General features: G+C 71.6%; 12 protein-coding genes. 8 read left to right on the forward strand and 4 right to left on the reverse strand.

The genetic code is table 11. The features are described from left to right. Positions 1-222: 222 nt before the first annotated feature. Positions 223-1,878, forward strand: a complete 1,656-nt coding sequence (locus AB0M93_RS03475) for a long-chain fatty acid--CoA ligase (protein ID WP_364267933.1) — start codon at positions 223-225, stop codon at positions 1,876-1,878. On the opposite strand, the gene AB0M93_RS03480 is transcribed toward AB0M93_RS03475, so the two are convergent. After that, positions 1,831-3,522, reverse strand: a complete 1,692-nt coding sequence (locus AB0M93_RS03480; RefSeq protein WP_364267935.1) for a GAF domain-containing protein — start codon at positions 3,520-3,522, stop codon at positions 1,831-1,833. The genes AB0M93_RS03475 and AB0M93_RS03480 overlap by 48 nt on opposite strands. A 147-nt stretch (positions 3,523-3,669) precedes the next feature. Between AB0M93_RS03480 and AB0M93_RS03485 the strand changes: the two genes are divergently transcribed. Beyond that, positions 3,670-5,046, forward strand: coding sequence for an MFS transporter (locus tag AB0M93_RS03485; RefSeq protein ID WP_364267937.1), 1,377 nt, complete (start codon positions 3,670-3,672; stop codon positions 5,044-5,046). 12 nt (positions 5,047-5,058) lie between these two features. Next, a complete protein-coding gene (locus AB0M93_RS03490; RefSeq protein ID WP_364267939.1) occupies positions 5,059-6,669 on the forward strand; it encodes a tannase/feruloyl esterase family alpha/beta hydrolase in 1,611 nt (536 codons plus the stop codon). Positions 6,670-6,672: 3 nt separating this feature from the next. Here AB0M93_RS03490 and AB0M93_RS03495 read toward each other — a convergent pair whose 3' ends face one another. Then, a complete protein-coding gene (locus tag AB0M93_RS03495) occupies positions 6,673-10,320 on the reverse strand; it encodes a glycoside hydrolase family 3 C-terminal domain-containing protein (protein WP_364267941.1) in 3,648 nt (1,215 codons plus the stop codon). Positions 10,321-10,701: 381 nt separating this feature from the next. On the opposite strand from AB0M93_RS03495, the gene AB0M93_RS03500 reads away from it, so the two are divergent. Then, positions 10,702-13,107, forward strand: coding sequence for a tetratricopeptide repeat protein (locus AB0M93_RS03500; protein ID WP_364267943.1), 2,406 nt, complete (start codon positions 10,702-10,704; stop codon positions 13,105-13,107). 2 nt (positions 13,108-13,109) lie between these two features. On the opposite strand, the gene AB0M93_RS03505 is transcribed toward AB0M93_RS03500, so the two are convergent. Then, a complete protein-coding gene (locus AB0M93_RS03505) occupies positions 13,110-13,919 on the reverse strand; it encodes a radical SAM protein (RefSeq protein WP_364267945.1) in 810 nt (269 codons plus the stop codon). 101 nt (positions 13,920-14,020) lie between these two features. After that, positions 14,021-15,691, reverse strand: coding sequence for a phospholipid carrier-dependent glycosyltransferase (locus AB0M93_RS03510; protein WP_364267947.1), 1,671 nt, complete (start codon positions 15,689-15,691; stop codon positions 14,021-14,023). Between the two features lie 206 nt (positions 15,692-15,897). Here AB0M93_RS03510 and AB0M93_RS03515 point away from each other — a divergent pair, with 206 nt between their 5' ends. The 4 genes from AB0M93_RS03515 to AB0M93_RS03530 are packed head-to-tail and all read left to right on the forward strand — an operon-like array spanning position 15,898 to position 21,216. Continuing rightward, positions 15,898-16,821, forward strand: a complete 924-nt coding sequence (locus AB0M93_RS03515) for an ABC transporter permease (protein WP_364267949.1) — start codon at positions 15,898-15,900, stop codon at positions 16,819-16,821. Continuing rightward, positions 16,821-17,816 carry an ABC transporter permease gene (locus AB0M93_RS03520; protein ID WP_364267951.1) on the forward strand — a complete coding sequence of 332 codons (996 nt, stop codon included), beginning with the start codon at positions 16,821-16,823 and terminating at the stop codon, positions 17,814-17,816. The genes AB0M93_RS03515 and AB0M93_RS03520 overlap by 1 nt, the downstream gene beginning before the upstream one ends. A gap of 11 nt (positions 17,817-17,827) precedes the next feature. Continuing rightward, positions 17,828-19,504: an ABC transporter substrate-binding protein gene (locus AB0M93_RS03525; protein ID WP_364267953.1), complete on the forward strand. Its 1,677-nt coding sequence runs from the start codon at positions 17,828-17,830 to the stop codon at positions 19,502-19,504. Beyond that, positions 19,501-21,216 carry an ABC transporter ATP-binding protein gene (locus AB0M93_RS03530; RefSeq protein ID WP_364267955.1) on the forward strand — a complete coding sequence of 572 codons (1,716 nt, stop codon included), beginning with the start codon at positions 19,501-19,503 and terminating at the stop codon, positions 21,214-21,216. Before AB0M93_RS03525 ends, AB0M93_RS03530 begins: the two co-directional genes overlap by 4 nt. Positions 21,217-21,303 lie beyond the last annotated feature (87 nt).

Consider the following 21,303-nt stretch of genomic DNA (forward strand, 5'->3'; position numbering starts at 1 on the left):
TTCACCGAGTTGTCGGCCAAAATTAGCAGCGCCGGACCGTCCCCTGCTGGTAGTGGCATCCTGCTGCCCGAAAATCCACGATCGCTGCCCGGCGCGGGCAACGCCCCCGCCGACGTGGAGGTGATCACCACCGGAGCGGCCGGACGAGTGGGCGGTTCCGCCCTCTCTTCCCGGCCGGAACCGCTCCTAGAGTCACTGGGCGACCGGAAGAAAAGGGGTGCCATGGACGGGTTGATGCAGCCACGGCCGCTCACCATCGCCCACATCCTGGAGCGCGCCGAGCGGCTCTACGCGCACAAGGAAGTCGTCACGGCGGGGGAGGGGCGGCTGACCTACGCCGAGGTCGCCCGCCAAACCCGCCGCCTCGCCACCGCGCTGGACACCCTCGGCGTCCCGGCCGGAGCCCGGGTGGCCACCTTCGCCAGCAACCACCGGCGTCACCTGGAGCTCTACCTGGCCGTCCCGGCCACCAAGCGGGTGCTGCACTCGATCAACATCCGGCTGCCGGCCGAGCACCTCGAGTACATCGTCGGGCACGCCGAGGACGACGTCGTGTTCGTCGACCGCGCGCTGCTGCCGCGGATCTGGCCGAGCGCCGGTCGGCTGCGGCGGGTGCGGCACTGGGTGGTGCTGCCGGACGACAGCGGCGTGCCGATCCCGGCGGACCCCCGCGTCCTGGACTACGACGAGCTGGTCTCCGGAGCCGCGCCCGCCACGGGCTCGTTCGAGGAGACGTTCACGCTCACGGACGAGCAGCTGGCGTCGGGGCTGTGCTACACGTCCGGGACGACCGGCCCGCCCAAGGGCGTGCTCTACAGCCACCGGTCGACGGTCCTGCACGGCCTGGGCACCCTCGCCGCGGGGTTCATCGGGCTCTGCGAGAGCGACGTCGTGCTGCCGATCGTGCCCATGTTCCACGCCAACGCCTGGGGCCTGCCCTACGGCGCGATGCTGGCGGGCGCGTCCCTGGTGCTGCCGGGGCCGTCCGCGGATCCGGACCACCTGCTGCGGCTGATGGCGGCCGAGCGGGTGACCGTCGCCGGGGCCGTCCCCACGGTCTGGACCGGCCTGGCGCCCCGGCTGCGGGACCACGACCTCGGCGCCACGCGGTTCCTGCTCGGCGGCGGCTCGGCCGTCCCGCCGGCGCTGTCGGAGGCCTACCGCGCCGCGATCGGCGTCCCCATCACGCATTCCTGGGGCATGACGGAGATCAGCCCGGTCGGCGCCATCGGCGGCACCCGCACCCAGCACCGGGACGCGGCCGAGGCCGACCGGGTGGCGGTGCGGGCCGCCCAGGGCCAGCCGCTGCCGCTGGTGAACGTGCGGATCGCCGACGTCGAGACCGGCCGGGAGCTGCCCCGCGACGGCACCGCCGTCGGCGAGCTGCAGGTGGCGGGCCCCTGGGTGGCGGGCGGCTACTTCCGCGTGGACGCCGGCAGCAGCTTCACCGCCGACGGCTGGCTGCGCACGGGCGACCTGGCCACCATCGACGCCGACGGCTACCTGCGGCTGGTGGACCGGATGAAGGATCTGATCAAGTCCGGCGGCGAGTGGATCTCCTCGGTCGAGCTCGAAGGCGCCATCGCGTCCCACCCCGACGTCGTCGAGGCGGCGGTGATCGCGCGCCCGGACCCGCGGTGGATGGAACGCCCGGTGGCCTATGTCGTGCTGCGCGAAGGCAGCGCGGCGACGGCGGACGAGCTGCTGGCGCACATCACGCCGATGGTCGCGAAGTGGTGGCTGCCGGACGAAGTCGTCCTGGTCCCCGGCCTGCCGAAGACGGGCACCGGCAAGATCTCGAAGACCGCCCTGCGCGACTCGGCCGCAGCCTCAGGACGTGACCGCGCGGAGCTGGTGCAGCCGGAGGCCAAGCTGTAGTTCGAGGTCGTTCTCGTGGCGCCAGTCGAAGCCGAGCACGGTGCCGGCCCGGTCCAGCCGCTTGAGCAGCGTGTTGACGTGCAGGTGCAACGCGCGGGCCGTCGCCGCGACGTTCGCGCGGTGGACGTAGTACGCGCTGAGCGTGCCGACGAGGTCGGTGCCCCGCCGCTCGTCGTACTCGAGCAGGGTGCCGATCGAGCCGGCCAGGAACCGGTCGAGCTCGCCGGCCCGCTCGGGGTCGAAAACCATGGCGTACAAGGCGTACTCGCGTGTGGTGGTGCCCAGGTCGGTGTGGCCGAGCGCGCGCAGCACGGCGCTGCACCGGCCGGCCATGGCGAAGGCGCGGGCCCAGTCGTGGTCGCCCGCCCGTTCCCCGACGACGAGGACGGGACCGCCCAGCGAGCGCCGAAGTCCGGTGTGGACTTCCGCGACGGTCCGGTCGTCGCCGGCGCCGGGCAGGATCATCGTGGCCCGGCCCAGGTGCTCGCCGGCCAGCCCGGCGCGGTCCCGGGCGATGTCGTGCAGGTGCCGCGCCAGATCGGCCGGCGACGCGGCGGGGGAGTCCGCGACCAGCACCAGGTCCAGCGCGTCGACGTCGATCGTGCGCGCCCGGGCGCGGGCGCGCTGGGCCGGGCCGGCCCCCGGCCCGCCGACCAGGAGCTCGGTCAGCAGCTCACCGCTCAGCCGCTCGCCCGCCTCGGCCACGGCCCGCTCCTTGAGGATGAGCAGCCCGAGGATGTGCGTGGCGCGTTCGAGCGTCCGCAGGTCCGTGTCGTCCGGTACGTCGTCGTGGCCGTCCGCCGCCCGGCGCCACACCAGCGCACCGAGGTAGCTGTCGCCGGCCTGGATCGCGGCCACGCTCCGGGTGGTGCCGCCCGCGTCCACCGAGACCGAGCAGCGGCCCGAGCGCCGGGCTTCTTCGACGGCGGCGGCCAGGTCGCTCTCGCCCGTCCGGTCGAGGAGCGTGACGCTCCCGCCCAGCTGGTCGGCCAGGTGCTGGGCGACGTCGGCGGGTGTGCCGCCGCCCAGCACCACCCCGGTCAGTGCTTCGTGGATCGCCTGCGCCCGCTCGGTTTTCCGGTACGCCACCCGCAGCTCCCGCAGGGCGGTCCGGCTCTCCTCGTAGAGCCGGGCGTTGTCGAGCGCGACGGCGGCGTGGTCGGCGAAAGCGTTGAGCAGCGCGATTTCCTCGGCCTGGAAGGACCGTTCGGACCGGTCCGCGGCGAACAGCGCCCCGACCGCCTCGCCGCGGATGACCAGCGGCACCCCGAGCAGCGCGCCCAGTTCCTCGGTGACGACCAGCCGGTCGAAGTCCGGGTCGTGCTGGATGAGCGTCGAGGTGGCGTAGTCGCGCACCCAGTGCGGGCTCTTCGAGGCCAGCACCTTCCCGCCGAGCCCGACCGTGGCCGGGATGGTCGCGGCGAGGAACTCGGCGGAGATCGTCCCGTCCGACGCCCGTGCCGAGAGCCGGCCGTCCGCGCCGACGAGCGAGAGGTAGGTGAAGTCGGTGCCGATCAGGTCGTGGGCGTGGTGCACGATCGACTGCAGGACCTCGTCGAGCTCGCCCAGGGCGGTGAGCGACTTGACGGTCGCGTACAACGACGCGAGTTCACGCTGACGGCGGCCGGGCGAGCCACTGGTCACGGCACGGTCCTCCGGGGGCGTCGGGTGGGGGAAAGATCCACCGAGCGGGGTGGAGGAGTGGGTGGTCCACACCTCCGGTCGCAGCGTAACGGCGCCCTACCATGACCGCCATCACCTTGCCGGAGCTCCTCGACGAAGGCGGCATCCATGGCCATCCCGCTCACCCAACCCGAAGGGCAGTCCGACGCCGCGGTGTCCGCGACCCGGCGCCGGTCCTTCCGCAAACTGCTGGCGGCGGGGCTCGTCGGCAGCTCGATCGAGTGGTACGACTTCTTCCTGTACGGCACCGCGGCCGCGCTGGTGTTCCCGAAGGTGTTCTTCCCGCACTCGACGGCGTTGACCGGGACGCTGCTGGCCTTCAGCACGTTCTGGGCCGGGTTCGTGGCGCGGCCGGTCGGCGGGGTGCTCGCCGGGCACCTCGGGGACCGGTACGGGCGCAAGCCGGTCGTGGTCGCGTGCCTGGCCCTGATGGGGGCCGCGACCTTCCTCATCGGCTGCCTGCCCAGCGCGGCGAGCGTCGGGGCACTGGCCCCGACCCTGCTGGTCATCCTGCGGTTCGTGCAGGGGCTCGCGGCCGGCGGGCAGTGGGGCGGCATCGTGCTGCTGCTGACCGAATCCGCCGGTCCGAAGCGGCGCGGGTTCGCCGGCACCTTCGGGCAGACGAGCGTGCCCGTGGCCGTGATCCTGTCCAACCTGATCTTCGTCGCCGCGAGCGCGCTGATGCCGGACGCCGCGTTCCTCAGCTGGGGCTGGCGGATCCCGTTCCTGCTCAGCGTCGTGATGTTCGGCGTGGTGCTCTACATCCAGGCGAAGGTGGAGGACACGCCGGAGTTCCGGCAGCTGCAGGAAGCCGTCGCGCGCCACGACGGCCCGGTGGTCCGGGCGCCGCTCGCGCAGGTCCTGCGCAGCAAGTGGGGGACCGTCCTGCTCGGCTGCGGCCTGCTGTCGGCCACCAACAGCCTGTTCTACGTCAGCATTTCCGGGCTGCTGAGCTACGGCACGGGGTCCCTCGGGCTCAAGCGCAACGCGCTCCTCGCGGTGGTGCTGCTCAGTTCCGCGGCGATGCTCGCGACGATCCCGTGGTCCGGGCACCTTTCGGACAAGGTGGGCCGGCGGCCGCTGATCCTGATCGGCGGCCTGGGTGTCGCCGTCTGGGGCTTCCCGTACTTCGGGCTCGTCGGCACCGCGTCCCTGCCGCTGATCTTCGTCGCCGTGACGGTCGGGTTCGTGTTCCAGTGCCTCACCTACGGCCCGATCGCGAGTTTCCTCGGCGAGCTGTTCGCCCCCGCCGTCCGCTACTCGGGTGCGTCGCTGGCCTACCAGCTGTCCGCGATCGTCGTCAGCGGCGGCACGCCGTTCCTGATGACCGCGCTGATCGCGGAGACCGGGAGCACCTGGCCGGTCGCCCTCTACATCACGCTGATGGGGCTGATCACGTTCGCCAGCGCGTGGTTCCTGCCCGAGACGAACCCCGCCGAGGTCCGCGCCGATCCGCACGCCGTCCCGGGTGCGCACCTCCACTGAGAAGGAGCCGCTATGAGGAAAACCCGCAGGCTCGTCGTCTCGGCGGCCCTGTTGCTGGCCGCGAGCGCACCCGGACCCGCCGCCGCGGCGACGCCGGAGCCGGGGTGTGCCGGGCTGGCCGGGCTGCGGATCCCCGCGTCGGTCATGAGCCTGCCGACGAGCGGCGGCCGCGTCACGGCGGTTTCGGTCGTCTCCGCCCCCGTCGAGTACTGCCGGGTCGACGCGGACCTGTTCCCGGTCGACCCGGCCGCGCCGGCCATCAAGCTGCGCGTCGCCCTGCCCCGCGCGTGGAACCACAACGCGCTGATGTTCGGCGGCGGCGGGTACGACGGCACGATCCCCGACCCGGCGGCGAACGTGCCGTTCGGCCCGGCCGACCGGCCGGTGCCACTGGCCCGGGGCTATGCGACCTTCGCGAGCGACTCGGGTCACCAGCAGAACCCGGCGTCCCCGCCGTCGCTGGACGGTTCGTTCGGCGTGAACGACGAGGCCCTGACCAACTTCGCCGCCGGTGACGCCCTCAAGAAGACCCGTGACGCGAGCCTGTTCCTCATCCGGCACGCCTACGCGGCGACGCCTGCCGAAGTGTTCTTCGCCGGCGGGTCGACCGGCGGCCGCGAAGCTCTCGTCGTCGCCCAGCGGTGGCCGGCCGCGTTCGACGGCGTGATTTCCGCCTATCCGGCGTGGAACAACCTCGCCGAGATCCTGGACCTGGGCTACCTCACGCAGATCCTGGCTCGGCCCGGCGCCTTCCCCGGCCCCGCGAAGCAGGCACTCCTCTACGACAGCGTCATCAAGGCGTGTGACGGCTTGGACGGCTTGACCGACAAGGTCGTCTCGAACCCGGGAGCATGCCGCTTCGACCCGCGCGCGCTGCGGTGCCCGGGCGGGGCCGACACCGGCCCGGACTGCCTGTCCGATCCCCAGATCGGTGCCGTGCTCGCGATGTCCACCCCGTTCCGGTGGCCGTACCGGATCGCCAGCGGCGAAACCGCTTACCCGGGCTTCCCGTTCCTCTCCGGCGCGGACATGCGGACGCCGTTCCTCGGCTTCGGCACCACGCCACCGGCCGACCCGATGCCGGTGACCAGCGGCTACGGGATGCAGTACTGGGACCAGTGGGTCAAGTACTTCCTCACCCGGGACCCGCGCCGCAGCGGGCTGGACGTGGATCCCCGCCACCCCGGCCAGTGGCTCGGCCGGATCAGCGCCCTGTCCACGGTCGAGGACCGGAACGACGCCGACCTGCGCCCGTTCGCCCGGGCCGGCGGGAAGCTGATCCTGCTGCACGGCGCCGCGGACGAACTGGTCTCCCCGTACTCGACGAGCGACTACTACGAGCGGGTGCGCGCGGTGGCGGGCCCGCGCACGACGAACGCGTTCCTGCGCTACTACGTCGTGCCCGGGGCCAACCACGCCAACTTCGGGACTCCGGCGTTCGCGGCCGGCTGGGACTCGCTCACCGCGCTCGAACGATGGGTCGAGCGGGGCCAGGCGCCGGCGAACCAGGTCGTCACCGACCTGGCCCACCCGCGCACCCGGCCCCTCTGCGAATACCCGGCCTGGCCGCGGTACCGGGCGGGCGACCCCGATACCGCCACCAGTTTCACCTGCGCCCGGTGAGGTTCAGCCGATGGCCACGGTGAAGATGTGCATCGCCGCGGTGCCCATCTGCGCCCCGTCGCTGACGTCGGGCAGGGTCACCGACTGCACGGTTTTGCCCGGCTGCAACGGGATCGGGGCGTAGTACAGGCTCACCTGCTGGTCCAGCCGCCCGCTGCTGTTGTCGAGGTACGGCAGGGTGGTGAGGATGTCGCCGCCGGTCGCCGCGTTGGCCCACCAGTCGGCGAAGCTGACGGAGTGGGACTCGGTGGTGCCGTCGGTGTAGGTCACCGTCGCGGTTCCGCTCGGGCTGCCGTAGTCGCCGGCGCCGATCAGGCCGAGGGTGTGACCGGAGCCGGAGAGCATGATGGTCTGCCCGCCGCCCACCCCGCCGGCGACGACGTTGTCCGGGCTGCCCGGCGGGACGTCCGGCCAGGTGAACGTCAGACCGTCGTGGGTGAACGTGGCTCCCGGGGTGAGGCTGGGCGTCGCCGCGGCCAGCGCCTGTGCCGAGAAGCTGGCGTTGCCGCCGTCGAAGTTGCCGGAGCCGGGACTGGCGTCGTCGGTGACGCCCACGTTGTTGTAGGCGGCCGCCAGTGACGGGTACGGCGGGTGCGGCAGCAGCACGGTGGTCGCGTCCACGGAGGTGCCCGGCCCGTTGGAGGAGGTGAACGTCGCCTGCGCCGACACGGCGAACTTGCCGGGTTGCGCCGAGGCCGGCACGCCGACCTCCCAGGTGGTGCTGACCGTCTGCCCGGCGGGGACGACGGCGAAGGTGGCCGGCGAAGTGGCCTTCGCGGTCCAGCCCGCGGGCACGTCGAGCGTCAGAGTCACGTCACGCAGCGGGCGCGCGCCCGCCGGGTTCGGCAGCGTGGTGGTGACGGAGTAGGTCGTGCCCGCCTTCACCTGGGCCGGCGCGGTGAGCGTGAACGGCTGCTTGACCACCACCGGCGTGGTGCCGGTGACGCCGTCGACCGTCACGCTGATGGTCGTGACACCGGGCGCCACCATGGTCACCTGGCCGGTCCGGCTGACCTGGGCCACCCGCGGATCGCTGCTGCGGTAACCGATCCGGGCGTGCGCGAGGTCGGTGAACGACTGGTCGTCGCGCACCGCTTCGACGACGTGGTCGGCCGGCACGTGCTGGGCGGCCTGCCCGGTGTCGTCGGCGATCCACGGGTTCCGGCCGGTCAGGTCGAGCCGCGCGCCCGGCGCGAAGACGACCTGGTCGGGCTGCACGGTCACGTACCGCGTCTTCGGCGTGATGGCCCCGGTGACGGTCACCGTGGCGGTGCCGGCGAGGTGACCGGCGTCGGCGCCCACGCCGAACCGGTAAGGACCGTCGTACACGACCTGGCGGTGCTTTCCCTCGTCCCACAACGCCAGGTCCTTGATGGAAACCGGGATGGCCAGGTGCTGGGTCTGGCCGGGGGACAGCACCTTCGTCTTCGCGAACCCGGCCAGGCGCTGGCGCGGCAGTTCCACGCCGGGCACGCCGAACGCCGTGGCCGCGTACAGCTGGGCGACGGTGGCGCCGGGCGTGCGGCCGGTGTTGGTGACGTCGACGTGCACGGTGACCTGCCCGTCCGCGGTGACGTGCCGGGTGTCGGCGTGCACGCGCGAATAGGCGAATTCCGTGTAGGAAAGGCCGTAGCCGAAGGGGTACGCCGGCGTGCCGGTGAAGTACTGGTAGGTGCGGCCGAGCCCGCCGGTCTGCGACGGCGTCAGGCCGTAGTTCTTCATGGCGGGCAGCTGCGAGTCGTCGGCGTACCAGGTGAAGTTCAGGTGCCCGCTGGGGTTCTGCTTGCCGAACAGCACGTCGGCGAGCGCGGTGCCCTGGCTTTCCCCGTTGTACGCGCTGAACACGACGGCCGGGACGCCGTCCTTGGCGTGGGCGAGGGAAACGGCGCCGCCCGCCTGGACGGCCAGCGCGATCCGGGGATTGCCGGCCGCCTTGACCTGGTCGATCAGCGAGTCGTAGTTGCCCGGCATGGCGATGCTGGTGCGGTCCTTGCCTTCGGTGGCGGTGTTCGTGTCGGTCCCGGCGGCCACCACGACGAGGTCGGCGGTCTTGAGCGCGTCCAGGGTCGCCGCGGAGCAGCTCGCCGGCGTGGTGGCGGCGGTGGACGTGCCGCACGCGTCGAAGGTCAGGGTGGCGTCCGGGCTAGCGGCCTTCAGCGCGGCCGTGAGGCCCTGGACGGCGGTCACCTGCACGGCGGGTTCGCCGGAGTAGTCGCCGAGGGTGACCTTGCCGGCGAGGTCGCCGACGACGACCACGCTGCGGAGTTTCGCCGGATCGGCGGGCAGCAGCGGCCGCCCGGTGCCGGCGAGGGCGTCGTTCTTCAGCAGCACCAACGAGTTGGCGGCGACCTTCGCGGCCAGCTCGTGGTGCGCGGCGCTCTGGATTTCGTCCTTGGTGATCTTCGTGTAGGCCACCCGGTCCGCCGGGTCGAATTCGCCGGTCTGCATCCGCAGGGTGAAGACGTGCACCAGCGCGTTGTCCAGTACGCCTTCGGACAGGACGCCGGCCTTGATTGCCTCCTCGACGTTGGCCACGGTGGCTTCGGAGCCGGTGCAGTTGAGCTGGGTGCCGGCACGCAGCGCGTAGGCCTGGCCTCCGGCGGCCCCCGAAACCTGTTGGCCGGTGGCGGTGTTGGTCCACTGCGTCGCGGCCCCGGCGGTCGTGGTGGTCCACCCGGGCGGCGCCCAGTTGTGGCTGCCCGGCGCGTAGACGTCCCCGACGGCACCGCAGTCGGAGGTGGTGTAGCCGTCGAAGCCGTAGGTGCGCTGGGCGAGCGCGTTCGCGGTGTAGGTGTTCGCCGGTGCCGGGGTGCCGTTGATGGCGTTGTAGGACGTCATCAGGCCGGACACGTGCGCGTCCTGGATCAGGGCGCGGAACTGGGCGGTGTAGTAGTCGCGGATGTTGGCGTCGGTGGTGTCGGAGGAGTCGGCGTGCCGGTCGTTCTCGACGTCGTTGAGGGCGTAGTGCTTGGCCGTGGCGGCGACCTTGAGGTAGGGCGTCATCGGCCGGCCGGACGGCGTCTGGCCCTGGTAGCCGTTGACGAACGCCCCGGCCATTTTCGCGACCAGGAAAGGATCTTCGCCGAACCCTTCGTCGGTGCGGCCCCACCGCGGATCGCGGTCCAGGTTGACGGTGGGCGCCCAGTAGGTGAGCGAGCCGTAGCCGTTCTTGTCGGGCCCGATGTTGTTCTGCGCGACGCCCCACAGGGACTTGTCGAGCATGCCGCGGGCTTCATCGGAGATGGCCGTGGTCTCCTGGTAGATCAGCCCAGGATCCCACGACATGGTGCTGGCGAGGTTCGTGGGGAAGCTGGTGGCGTGCACACCGCCGGTCGCGGTGCCGTGATCGGTGTTGGCACCGAGCGTGTTCAGCCCGTGCTGCCCTTCACTCCAGTAGGTGTACTGCTGCACCCCGAGCCGCGGAATGGCGGGCGCGCTGTTGGTGTGCAGCTGCAGCACCTTTTCGGGCAGGGTCATCCGCGACACGAGATCGGCGGCCCGTTCGGCGAAGCTGTAGTGGGTGTCCCGGTACACGGGCAGGGTTGGCGAGGGGGCGGCCACCGCGGAGGTACCGGCGGTGAGGGTGGCGGCGGCGATCACGGCGCTGATCGCGGTGGCGGTCAGCCGCCGGCCGGGGAGGAGCAAGGACATCGGATCTCCGTCACAGAAGGTCGATGGCACATCAGCTGCGGCTTGGACCGCCTGTCATCGTTAGCAGCCGCTCAGCGGGGGAGGCAAGGAGCCGGTGGTGCGCCCGAGGTCGCGATCGGTGAGAATGCGGAAAGGGTTTGTAAATTTCACGCGCGCGAGGGGTCAACTCCGCTCGTTCGTGTGCCGGAGCGCGAGCCGGTGGGTGAATCGGGCGTCGGACACGTTTCGACCTTCGTTGTCGCAGCGGCGCGGCCGGATCGGCCCGGTTGATAGCGGCTGAGCTGCGGGAACGACTCGAAAGTGTCGCACCAGCGCGACGGAAATCCTGCCACGCCAAGCTGTTCTTGAATTCGCCCTCGCCGAGCGGCCGCCGAAGGAGCGATGAACCCGGCGAACAGGAACGCCGACAAGGCGGTACCCGTTCCGATGGACGGCACCCGATCGGAGCTGTCCGGTACTGCCAGTGACGTCGTTCAGGCGCGGGACGTCAGTGGGGGAGTCCACTTTCACCGAGTCGGCCCAACGCGGCGGGACGTTCCCCGCCAATTGCTCGGTGACGTGCGGGGATTCGTCAACCGCGCCGCCGAACTGGGCCGCCTGGACACGGTTCTGTTTCCGCCCGGACCGGACGCCGCCCATCTCACTGTGATCGTCGGAACAGCCGGCGTGGGCAAAACGGCTCTGGCACTCCGCTGGGCGCACCGCACTCAGGAGCAGTTTCCCGACGGCCAGCTGTACGTGAACCTTCGCGGTTACGACCCGGGCACCCCGATCACCGCCGAACAGGCGCTTGACCGGTTCATCCGCGCCTTGGACGTGCCCTCGTCGCGCATTCCCGCTGATCTGGAAGCCAAGGCGTCGCTCTACCGGTCGTTGCTGGCCAACCTCCGCGTCCTCATCGTCCTGGACAACGCCGAGAGCGTCGGGCAGGTCCGGCCTCTGATCCCGGGCAGTGACGGCTGCCGGGTCATTGTCACCAGCCGGAGCAGGCTCGCGGGGCTGATGGCCCGCGACGGAGCCCAGCGCGTCATCGTCGAAGTCCTGCCCGAATCCGAATCGGTCGAGCTGATCACGGCCATCACCGCGGATTATCGCGGTCAGGACGATCCCGCCGACATCGCCGAGCTCGCCCGGCTGTGCGCCTGCCTGCCGCTGGCGCTGCGGATCGCCGCGGAACGGGCCGCGACCCGGCCGTGGATGCCGCTGGCGCAGCTCATCCAGGACCTGCGGGACGAATCCGGGCTCTGGGATGCCCTCACCGCCGAGGACGGCGAAGAAGCGGACGGCGTGCGCGCGGTCTTCGCCTGGTCGTACCGCGCCCTGCCGGTCGACGCGGCCAGGATGTTCCGGTTGCTCGGCCTGCACCCGGGGCCCGAGTTCAGTGTCCAGGCGGCCGCCGAACTGGCGGACGTCACGGTGCTGGACGCCCGCCGGTTGCTCGACGCGATCTGCGGTGTGCACCTGATCGAGCAGACCGGGCCGGACCGCTACGAGTTCCACGATCTCCTCCGTGCGTACGCCACGAACGCCGCCCACCACCAGGACTCCCTGGAGGACCAGTACGCCGCGCTGAGCCGGGTTCTGGCGTGGTACCTGCACGTGGCTTACGCGGCCGGGACGGCCATGCGGACACCGGTCCGGCTCCTTCCGCCGACCGCGCTCCCGGCCCCTTCGGCGGTGCCCGGTTTCCCGGATTACCTCGACGGTGCCCGGTGGTTCGAGATCGAGTGGGCCAACCTCCTCGCCGCCGTGCAAGCCGCGGAAAAATCCGGGCTGGACCGCGTGTCGTGGCAACTGGCGCTGATGTTGCGCCCGTATTTCACACGGGAGGCAACGATCGCCGACCGGCTGCAGGTGATCGAGGCCGCGATCAGTGCCGCCCGCCGGGACGACGACAAGCTGGCTGAAGCGGAAGCCTTGTTCGCTCTCGGGAGCGGCTACTCCAACCAGCATCGGCTGGACGACGCGGAACGCGTGCACCGGCAGGTGCTCGCGCTCCGTCGTGAACTCGGTGACAGCGAAGGAGAATTGCTGTCGGTCAACATGCTCGGCGTCCTCTTCCTCATGCAACGCAGGTTCACTGAAGCCGTCGAGCAATTGGAGTTGGCTCGACTGCTGTCGCGCGAACGTAACGACACCGAGCGTGAGGCGACGGCGCTGTTCAACCTCGCTGATGCTTACGGTAGCTCGGGGCGGTATCCGGAAGCCATCGAGGCTGCGAGCCAGAGCCTGGCACTGAGCCGCGAACTTGCTGACCAGCGGCGGGAACTGGTCGCGCTCGTCGTGCTGGCCCGGGCCCAGGCCGATTCGGCGGAAAATGACAGAGAAGAAGCGCTCGAATCGGCCGGGAAAGCGCTCGAGCTCGCGCGCGCCCGCAACGAAGACCGCAACGAGGGTTGGGTGCTCCTCGAGTACGCCCGGATCCAGCGGCTCAACGGCCTGTTCAACGACGCACTCGTGTCCTGCCAGCGGGCCACCACCCTGCACCGGGCACTCGAAAACCGGGCCAGGGAAGCTGCGGCGCTGGACGGCACGGGAGAGGCGTACCAGGGACTGGGCCGCGCAGCGGACGCCGTTCCGTTCCACCGCCGGGCGGTGGTGATCTTCCGGGAGCTCGACGACCGGTGGCAGCTCGCGGTCGCTCTGGACAATCTCGGTGCGGCGCTGGCGGAGGAAGATCCCGCCGAAGCGCGGGCGTGCCGGCAAGAAGCGTTCGAACTATTCGCAGGCTATTCCGATCCGCTGGCGCGGGAGAATTCGGCGCGGATAGCCCGGCTGCTCGGCTGAGGTCAATCGCCTTGACACTGAGGGCCCGACTGCACCGGCGGGCAGTCGCTGCCGCCGATTCGCTTGGCGAAGCCGGCGGAGATCGCCGCCATCCGCGGGCCGGCGAGAATGCTCTCCACCGGCTCCCGGTGGACGTTCCCGATGCGGATCCACCGCGCCATCACGCAGGGCGAAACGTTGCCGAGCGGGTCGATGGCCGCACTTTCCTGAGCGCATCGACCGCACAACTCGGCGGCTGAAGGGTGGTTTCCGCGGGAGCCGCGGCCGATCTTCCGGAACCGGCCCACGGTGACTTTTTCGACCCCCAGCGCGGCAAGATCCGCACACGCCTGATCGGCCACCGCACCGGACCCGACCACCGCCACCCGGATCCGCACTCCCGCCCGCACGGCTCGGGCGATGTTGGCGCGCGTACGGGCATGACTGCCCCGCAGGCCGGTGAAGGCGTCGTGGGTCGCGGAATCAGCGGTGTAATAAGACGTTGCCACGGATACGCCCGGACGCTGGTAGCGGGACCACCAGGATCGGCTGACCTGCACCAGGTTGGTGAACACTTCGACACGCATATCCTTGGCCAAGGCGTGTTCGACCAGGCTCGCGCACTCGGGGTGCAGCGTGGGCTCGCCGCCGATGAACTGCACTGCCGCCACGCCGGTTCCGGCCGCCGCGTCGAGCACTCGCCGCCAATCCTCGCCGGTCATGGAACCGTGCCCGCCGCGCGGCGAAGATTCGGCGTAGCAGTGGGCGCAGGACAGCTGGCAGCGCCCGGTCAGTTCCAGAGCGAGTGATCGGATGCGCGTGCCGGCTGGCATCGGTTCTCTCCCCTTCCCCGGCCACAGAGCGAGAGCCCGTTTACGAAGGGTCGCAGGTAGTTCGCGGAGGGTCAATGGTCGCGGGACGGTTGTCCAGTCCGTCACGGCCGCCGGTAGAGCGTGATGGCGTGGCCCACTTCGTCGATCGGCGTGCTGGTCCCGATCAGCGCCGCCAGCCGGGCGTCCGCTTTGGCGACCGCGGAATCCGACACCGCCAGCAGCCCGTGGACCTCGGCTGGTGGTACCGCCAGCGGGTCGGCCGCCTTGATCCCGTAGTACGACGGCACTCCGCTGCCCTTGTACACCAGCCACACCCGCTCGCCCGGGTGCTCCTGCCGCAGCCGTGCGGCCAGCCGGCTCAGGTCCTGGCCCCAGTCGACGTTCGAATCGTGCAGGTGCAGGTGCGTTGCCGTCGGGCCGCCGAATGCCTCGTTCGCGTACGGCAAATAATACGGGTACGTCCGCAGCGAGCTCGCCGCCGTGCACAGCACCAGACCCGCCACGACGACCGTTGCCCAACGCCGGCGCAGCTCGATCACGCCGGCCGCCGCGATCGCCAGGAACATCGGGGCGAAGACCGCGTACCGGACGCCGAGGTCGCGGCTGCCCGTCATGGCCGCGGCCAGCAGGACCGCCGTGGGGAGGAGCACGTACGCCGCCGCCGGGCGGAGGTGGGGGAGCGCCGGCAGCAGTGCCGCTCCGGCCGCCCACAACGCCAGTGCGCCCAGGGGCGTCTTCACCAGCAGTGCCGCCGGGAGGTAGTACCACAACGATCCGACGTGCTGCGTGCCGAACAGGAACGTCGTCCACACCTGGTCTTCGAGGCCGAACTGGATGCGCATGCCGGCGAGGTACGGCTCCGGGAACGGCAGCCACGCCGCGAGCGCGCGCAGCCCTCGGAACGGCGGCACGCCCGGGGGTGTCACCCAGCGCAGCTGCGGGTCGACGACCAGATAGGACGCCCACACCACCGCGACCGCAAGCAGGGCAACGGAGACGGCCGCGGCGACCCCGCGCAGCCAATTGGTCCAATGTGGACCGTAAGCACGCCGGACCGACAGCACGACCAGGAGCAGCAGCACGGGAACCGCGGCGAGCGCGCTCATCTTCGTGGCCACGGCCGCGCCCAGCGCGAGGCCCGCCAACGGGGCGTACACCGCGGGACGCCGCCGGGCGCGCCACAGCAGCCAGGCCGTCGTCACCAGGAACCCGGCCACCGGGACGTCCAGGGTCGCCAGGGAGCCGTGCGCGATGACGTCGGGGGAAAACGCGTACAGCGCCAGCGCCACCAGACCGCCGGCCGGGCCGGTCAGGTCGCGGGCGAACGCGAAGACGACCAGACCGAACAGCAGCGTCAGGACGATCACCGGCAACCGGGCCAGCAGCAGCAGCAGCAGACGGCCCGCGTCCTGGCCCGACTCGTAGAGCACGTGCCGGCCCAGCTGCGTCTGGTCGCCGCCGAAAGCCGGGTCGAGGTGCACGCCGGCGAACGCCAGCCCGGTGGCGATGACCAGTTTGCCCAGCGGCGGGTGCTCGGGGTTGTACCGCAGGCTGTGCTGCTGCAGGTAGACGACGGCGGTGCCGGCGTAGACCGGCTCGTCGATGGTCGGGGACTGCTCCACGGCGGTGGTGATCATCGCGATCGCCATCTCCGCGAGCAGGGCGACGACGACGAGCGCGTACAGCCACCGTCGCCGCCCGCGGGCCGTCGTGGGCAGCGCCGCCGGTGGCGTCTCGGCCGGGCTCGCCGGCCGGCTGGTCAACAGGGACAACCCGCAGCACGTCCTTCCCGGTGAGGGCACCACCTCCATTAGACGCCCGGCCGGGTGCCGTCGTTGAGCCCGTTCGCCGGCTGCCGCTCCCATGACACGGACCGCGCAAGCAAGTATCGTCCCACGGTACGAGACAGTGGATCGATCACGCGCGAAGTCCTTAAAGTCCTCGATCGTCACTCGATCGGCTGAACCTTGAAGGTGTTGTGACCCTCCCCGCCCTGCCGCCCCTGGCGGCGCGTTCCCTGCCCGCCGCGGTGTGGCGTGCCGTCCGGTCCGGGCGGTGGACGTCGGTCTGCGCGGTGCTGATCGTCGGCATCGGGCTGCTCGCCGCCGCGGCCGACCTGTTCGTCCTGGCCGAGGGGCAGAGCCTCACCCCGGACATCGGCACGCTCGGCCCGACCGGCCTGCCGGCCGGGAGGCTGGGCGGGGTGAGCGGCGCGCACTGGTTCGGCGTCGAGCCGCTGACCGGCGTCGACCTGTTCGCGCTGGTCGCCCACGGCGCGCGGACGTCGCTGCTGGTCGGGCTGGGGGCCACCGCGCTGGGCACCGTGCTCGGCGTCGTGGCCGGGGTCAGCGCCGGCTACCTCGGCGGCTGGTGGGACCGCGTGGTGACGTGGACCGCCGACGTCATCCTCGGCTTCCCGTACCTGATCTTCATGATCGCGCTCGGCGCGGTCCTGCCGGTGGACTTCCCGCGCCAGGTGACGCTGATCGTCGTCCTCGGGCTGTTCGGCTGGCCGCGGGTGGCCCGGATCGTCCGCGCCCAGACGCTGAGCCTGGCCCAGCGCGACTTCGTCGCCGCGGCCCGGGTGGTCGGTGCCGGGCCGTGGCACGTGTTCACGAAGGAGCTGCTGCCCAACCTGTGGGCGCCGGTCATCGTCGTCGCCAGCCTGACCGTCCCGTCGATGATCGGGAACGAGGCCGCGCTGTCGTTCCTCGGCGTCGGCGTCCTGCCGCCGACCCCGAGCTGGGGCCGGACCATCAGCGCCGCCATCGACTTCTTCGAAACCGACCCGATGTACCTGGTCTTCCCGGGGCTGCTGCTGTTCGGGATCACCCTGGCCTTCAACGTCGTCGGCGACGCGATCCGCGACGCGCTCGACCCGCGCTCCGGAGGTCCGGCCTGATGCGCACCGCCCGCTTCGTCGCCACCCGGTTCGCCGGGATGCTGCTCGTGCTGCTGGTCGTCGCCTTCGTGACGTTCGTGGTGTTCTACATCCTGCCCGCCGACCCGGCCCGGATGGCGTGCGGCCGCCCGTGCTCGCCGGCGGGACTGCAGCTCGCGCGGGAGTTCATGGGCTACGACGTTCCGTGGTACCGGCAGTTCCTGGACTTCCTCGGCGGGATCGTCGGCGGCCGCACCTTCGGCACCGGCGCCGCGGCCATCCACTGCACCGCGCCGTGCTTCGGCTGGGACTTCCAGAACAACGTCGACGTGCTCGGCGAGATCGGCGGCCGGGTCGAGGTCAGCTTCTCGGTCGCGCTGGGCGCGGCCGCGATCTGGATCGTCGCCGGTGTCGGCCTCGGCGTGCTTTCGGCGCTGCGCCGCGGCAGCGCGGCCGACCGGATCACGATGGCCGCCGCCATGGCCGGCGTGTCCATGCCCGCCTACCTGGCCGGGATGATCGGCATCACGATCTTCGCCTTCGCCCTCGACGTCGTGCCGAAGTCCGGCTACGTCCCGCTGACCGAGAACCCCGCGCAGTGGGCCTGGCACCTCGTGCTGCCGTGGTTCGTGCTGGCGTTCCTGCACGCCGCCATCTACGCGCGGCTGACCCGCGGCCAGATGCTGGAGACCCTCGGCGAGGACTACATCCGCACCGCGCGGGCGAAGGGGCTCACCGAGCGGAAGGTCGTCGGGCGGCACGCGCTGCGCAACGTCCTGCTGCCGGTGGTCACGGTGTTCGGCGTCGACCTCGGCGGGCTGCTGGCCGGGACCGTGATCACCGAGCGGATCTTCGGCATGGCCGGCGTCGGGCGGCTGCTCGTCGACGCCATCGCCTCGCTCAACCTGCCGGTGCTGCTGGGCGTGACGCTGTTCTCGGCCCTGCTGGTCACCGTCCTGAACTTCCTGGTCGATCTCTGCTACGGCGCGCTCGATCCGCGGGCTCGCCTCGTCTGAAGGGGGAACCGATGAAACGGGCACACTGGCTGGTCGCCGGGGCGACGGCCGCGGTCGTGGTGCTGACGGCGTGCGGGGCCAACGACGCACCCGCCGGGGCGGGCGGCACCGTCAAGCCGGGCGGGACCCTCCTGCTGCTCAACGACGCACCCTCGATCACCTGGGACCCGGCGAAGAGCTCGAACCTGGTCGTCACCACGCTCGGGCTGATCCACCGGCGGCTGACGTCGTGGGACGTCGCGCCGGGCAAGGACACCACGATCGTGCCCGACCTGGCCACCGACACCGGGCGGCCCAGCGACGGCGGCAAGACGTGGACGTTCACCCTCAAGGACGGCCTGAAGTACGCCGACGGCACCCCGATCAAGAGCGAAGACGTCAAGTGGGGCCTCGAGCGGTCGTTCGCGCCGGCCTTCAGCGGCGGCCTGGCCTACCACAAGGACCTGCTCTCGCCGGGCCTGGCGTACAAGGGCCCGTTCGACGGCGGCAAGGAACTCGACACCATCCAGACGCCGGACGCGAAGACGATCGTCTTCCACCTCGCCCGCGCCTACGGCGACTTCAACTGGGTCGCCAGCACGCCGGCGTTCTCCCCGGTGCCGAAGGGCAAGGGCGCCGAAGCGAACTACGGTGACCACCCGGTCGCGTCCGGCCCGTACCAGCTGCAGAACTACCAGCGCGGCAAGTCGGCGAAGCTGGTGCGCAACCCGAACTGGAGCCGCGACGAGGACAAGACGCGGCTGGCCTACGCCGACACCATCGACTTCGAGCTCGGCCAGGACACCAGTGTCATCTCCAAGCGGCTCATCGACGACACCGGCAAGGACCGCGCCGGCTTCGGCATGTCGTTCGCCTCGCCCGCCCAGCTGGCCCAGATCCAGGGCAACGCGTCGGCGAAGTCCCGGCTGGTGACGTCGGAATCCGGGGCGCTGGCCTACCTTTCGCTGAACACCCAGCGTGGGAACCTCACGAACCCCAAGGTGCGCCAGGCATTCCAGTACGCCGTCGACAAGGCCGCCTACCAGGTGGCCAGCGCGGGCAGCGCCCAGCTGGCCGGCGACGTCGCCACGACGCTGATCACGCCCGGCCTGCAGGGCCGCGAGCAGTACGACCTGTACCCGGCGCCGCCGTCCGGCGACCCGGCGAAGGCCAAGCAGCTGCTCGCCGAGGCGGGCTTCCCGAACGGCATCGAGGGGCTGGTCCTGGCCACGCACAACGAAAACGGCTACCCGGAGAAGGCCGCGGCGATCCAGGCCGCGCTGGCGCGGGCGGGCATCAAGGTCACCATCAAGCCGCTCGACGACGACACCTACACGTCCGAAGTGGACACCAAGGGCCTCTCGGACTACGACCTGACGCTCACCTCGTGGCAGCCGGACATCCCGTCGGCCAACGCGAACATCCAGCCGCTGTTCCAGTCGACCGAGATCGGCAACGGTGGTTACAACGAGTCCCGCTACAGCAACCCCGAGGTCGACCGGCTGATCGCCGAAGCGCAGGCCACCGTGGACCCGGCCGAGGCCGGGAAGAAGTGGGCGGCGCTGGACAAGAAGATCCTCGCCGACTCGCCGGTCGTGCCGCTGATCTACACCCGCAACTCGTTCCTGCACGGCTCCCAGGTGGGCGGCGTCCAGATCGGCCGCTTCCCGGCCTACGTCGACTACCGCAAGTTCGGGCTCGTCCAGTGAGCCCGGCCGGGCTCCTGCGGCTGCACGACGTGGCGGTCTCGTTCGGCGGCGTCGAAGCCGTCCGCGGGGTCGGCTACGAGGTCGGCGCGGGCGAAGTCGTCGCGGTGGTCGGGGAGTCCGGCTCCGGCAAGACGGTCACCGCGATGTCCCTGCTCGGCCTGCTCCCGCCCACGGCCCGCGTGACGGGCCGCGCGGAGCTGGCCGGGCGGGACCTCTACGCGATGCCGCCGGCCGAGCTGCGGGCGGTGCGCGGCGGCGAGGTCGGCATGGTGTTCCAGGAGCCGATGAGCGCGCTGAACCCGGTGTTCACCATCGGGGACCAGCTCGTCGAGGCGATCCGCGCCCACCAGCCGCCGGCGGCTCCGGCCGCCCGGGACCGCGCGATCGAGCTGCTCGGGCTGGTCGGCCTGCCGGACCCGCGCGAGCGGTTCCGGTCGTACCCGCACGAGCTGTCGGGCGGGCAGCTGCAGCGCGTCGTCATCGCGATGGCGGTGGCGAACGAGCCGAAGCTGCTGATCGCCGACGAGCCGACCACCGCCCTCGACGTCACCGTGCAGGCGGAGATCCTCGAGCTCCTGCGCGACCTCCGCGCGCGGCTGGGGACGGCGGTCCTGCTGATCACGCACGACATGGGCGTGGTCGCCGACCTCGCCGACCGGGTCGTGGTGATGCACGACGGCCGGGTCGTCGAGCAGGGTGACGCCGGGCGGATCTTCACCGCTCCCGCCGAGGACTACACGCGGCAGCTGCTCGGCTCGGTGATCTCGCTCGGCAGCGCGGCGACGACCGGGCTCGAACGCGTGGTGGCCGCGGAAGTCTCGGTGGGGCCGGGGCACGTCGCCGCGGCGGAGCACCCGGCGGTGGCGTCGGTGCCCGACGTCCCCGCGGTGGCGCCGCTGCTGCGCGTGGCGGACCTGGCGGTCACCTACCGCGGCCGGTTCCGCGCGCTGGCCGTGCACGCCGCGGCGGGGGTGAACCTGCACGTGGAGCCGGGCGAGGTGCTCGGCCTGGTCGGCGAGTCGGGCTCGGGCAAGAGCACGGTGGCCCGCGCGGTCACCGGCCTGATCGCGCCCACGGCGGGCTCGGTGCACATCGGGGACGTGGACGTCACGCGCGTGCGCGGCCGGGCGGCGAAGGCGTTGCGGCGCCGGATCGGCGTGGTGTTCCAGGATCCGCTGTCGTCGTTGAACCCGCGCACCACGGTGGGGGAGAGCGTCGCGACGCCGTTGCGGCTGCACCGCGCGGTTCGTGAGTCCGAAGTGGACGGACGAGTGGCGGCCCTGCTCGACGCCGTCCGGCTGACCCCGGCGCTGGCGGCGCGCTACCCGCACGAGCTGTCGGGCGGCCAGCGGCAGCGCGCGTGCATCGCCCGGGCCCTGGCGCTGCGCCCGGACCTGCTGGTGGCCGACGAGCCGACGAGCGCGCTCGACGTGACGATCCAGGCCCGCATCCTGGACCTGCTGCGCGAGCTGCGGCAGGAGTTCGGCTTCGCGTGCCTGTTCATCAGCCACGACCTCGCGGTGATCGAGCAGCTGGCCGACCGTGTCGCGGTGATGCACCGCGGGCACGTGGTCGAGCAGGGCCCGGCGAAGGAGGTCCTGACGACCCCGGCGCACGCGTACACGCAGCGCCTGCTGTCGGCGGCGCCGGTGGCGGACCCGGAAGCCCAGCGCCGGCGCCGCGAAGCCTGGCGAAAGCTGCGTCAGGGATAGGCCGTGGTGACCGGCGACGGGCCGAAACCGTCGAAATGGGCCACCGCGCAACTTTCACCAGCGGGGCTCCGGCGCTTCGTGGCCCGC

The organism is Amycolatopsis sp. NPDC051102 (assembly GCF_040682815.1).
GTDB lineage: Bacteria > Actinomycetota > Actinomycetes > Mycobacteriales > Pseudonocardiaceae > Amycolatopsis.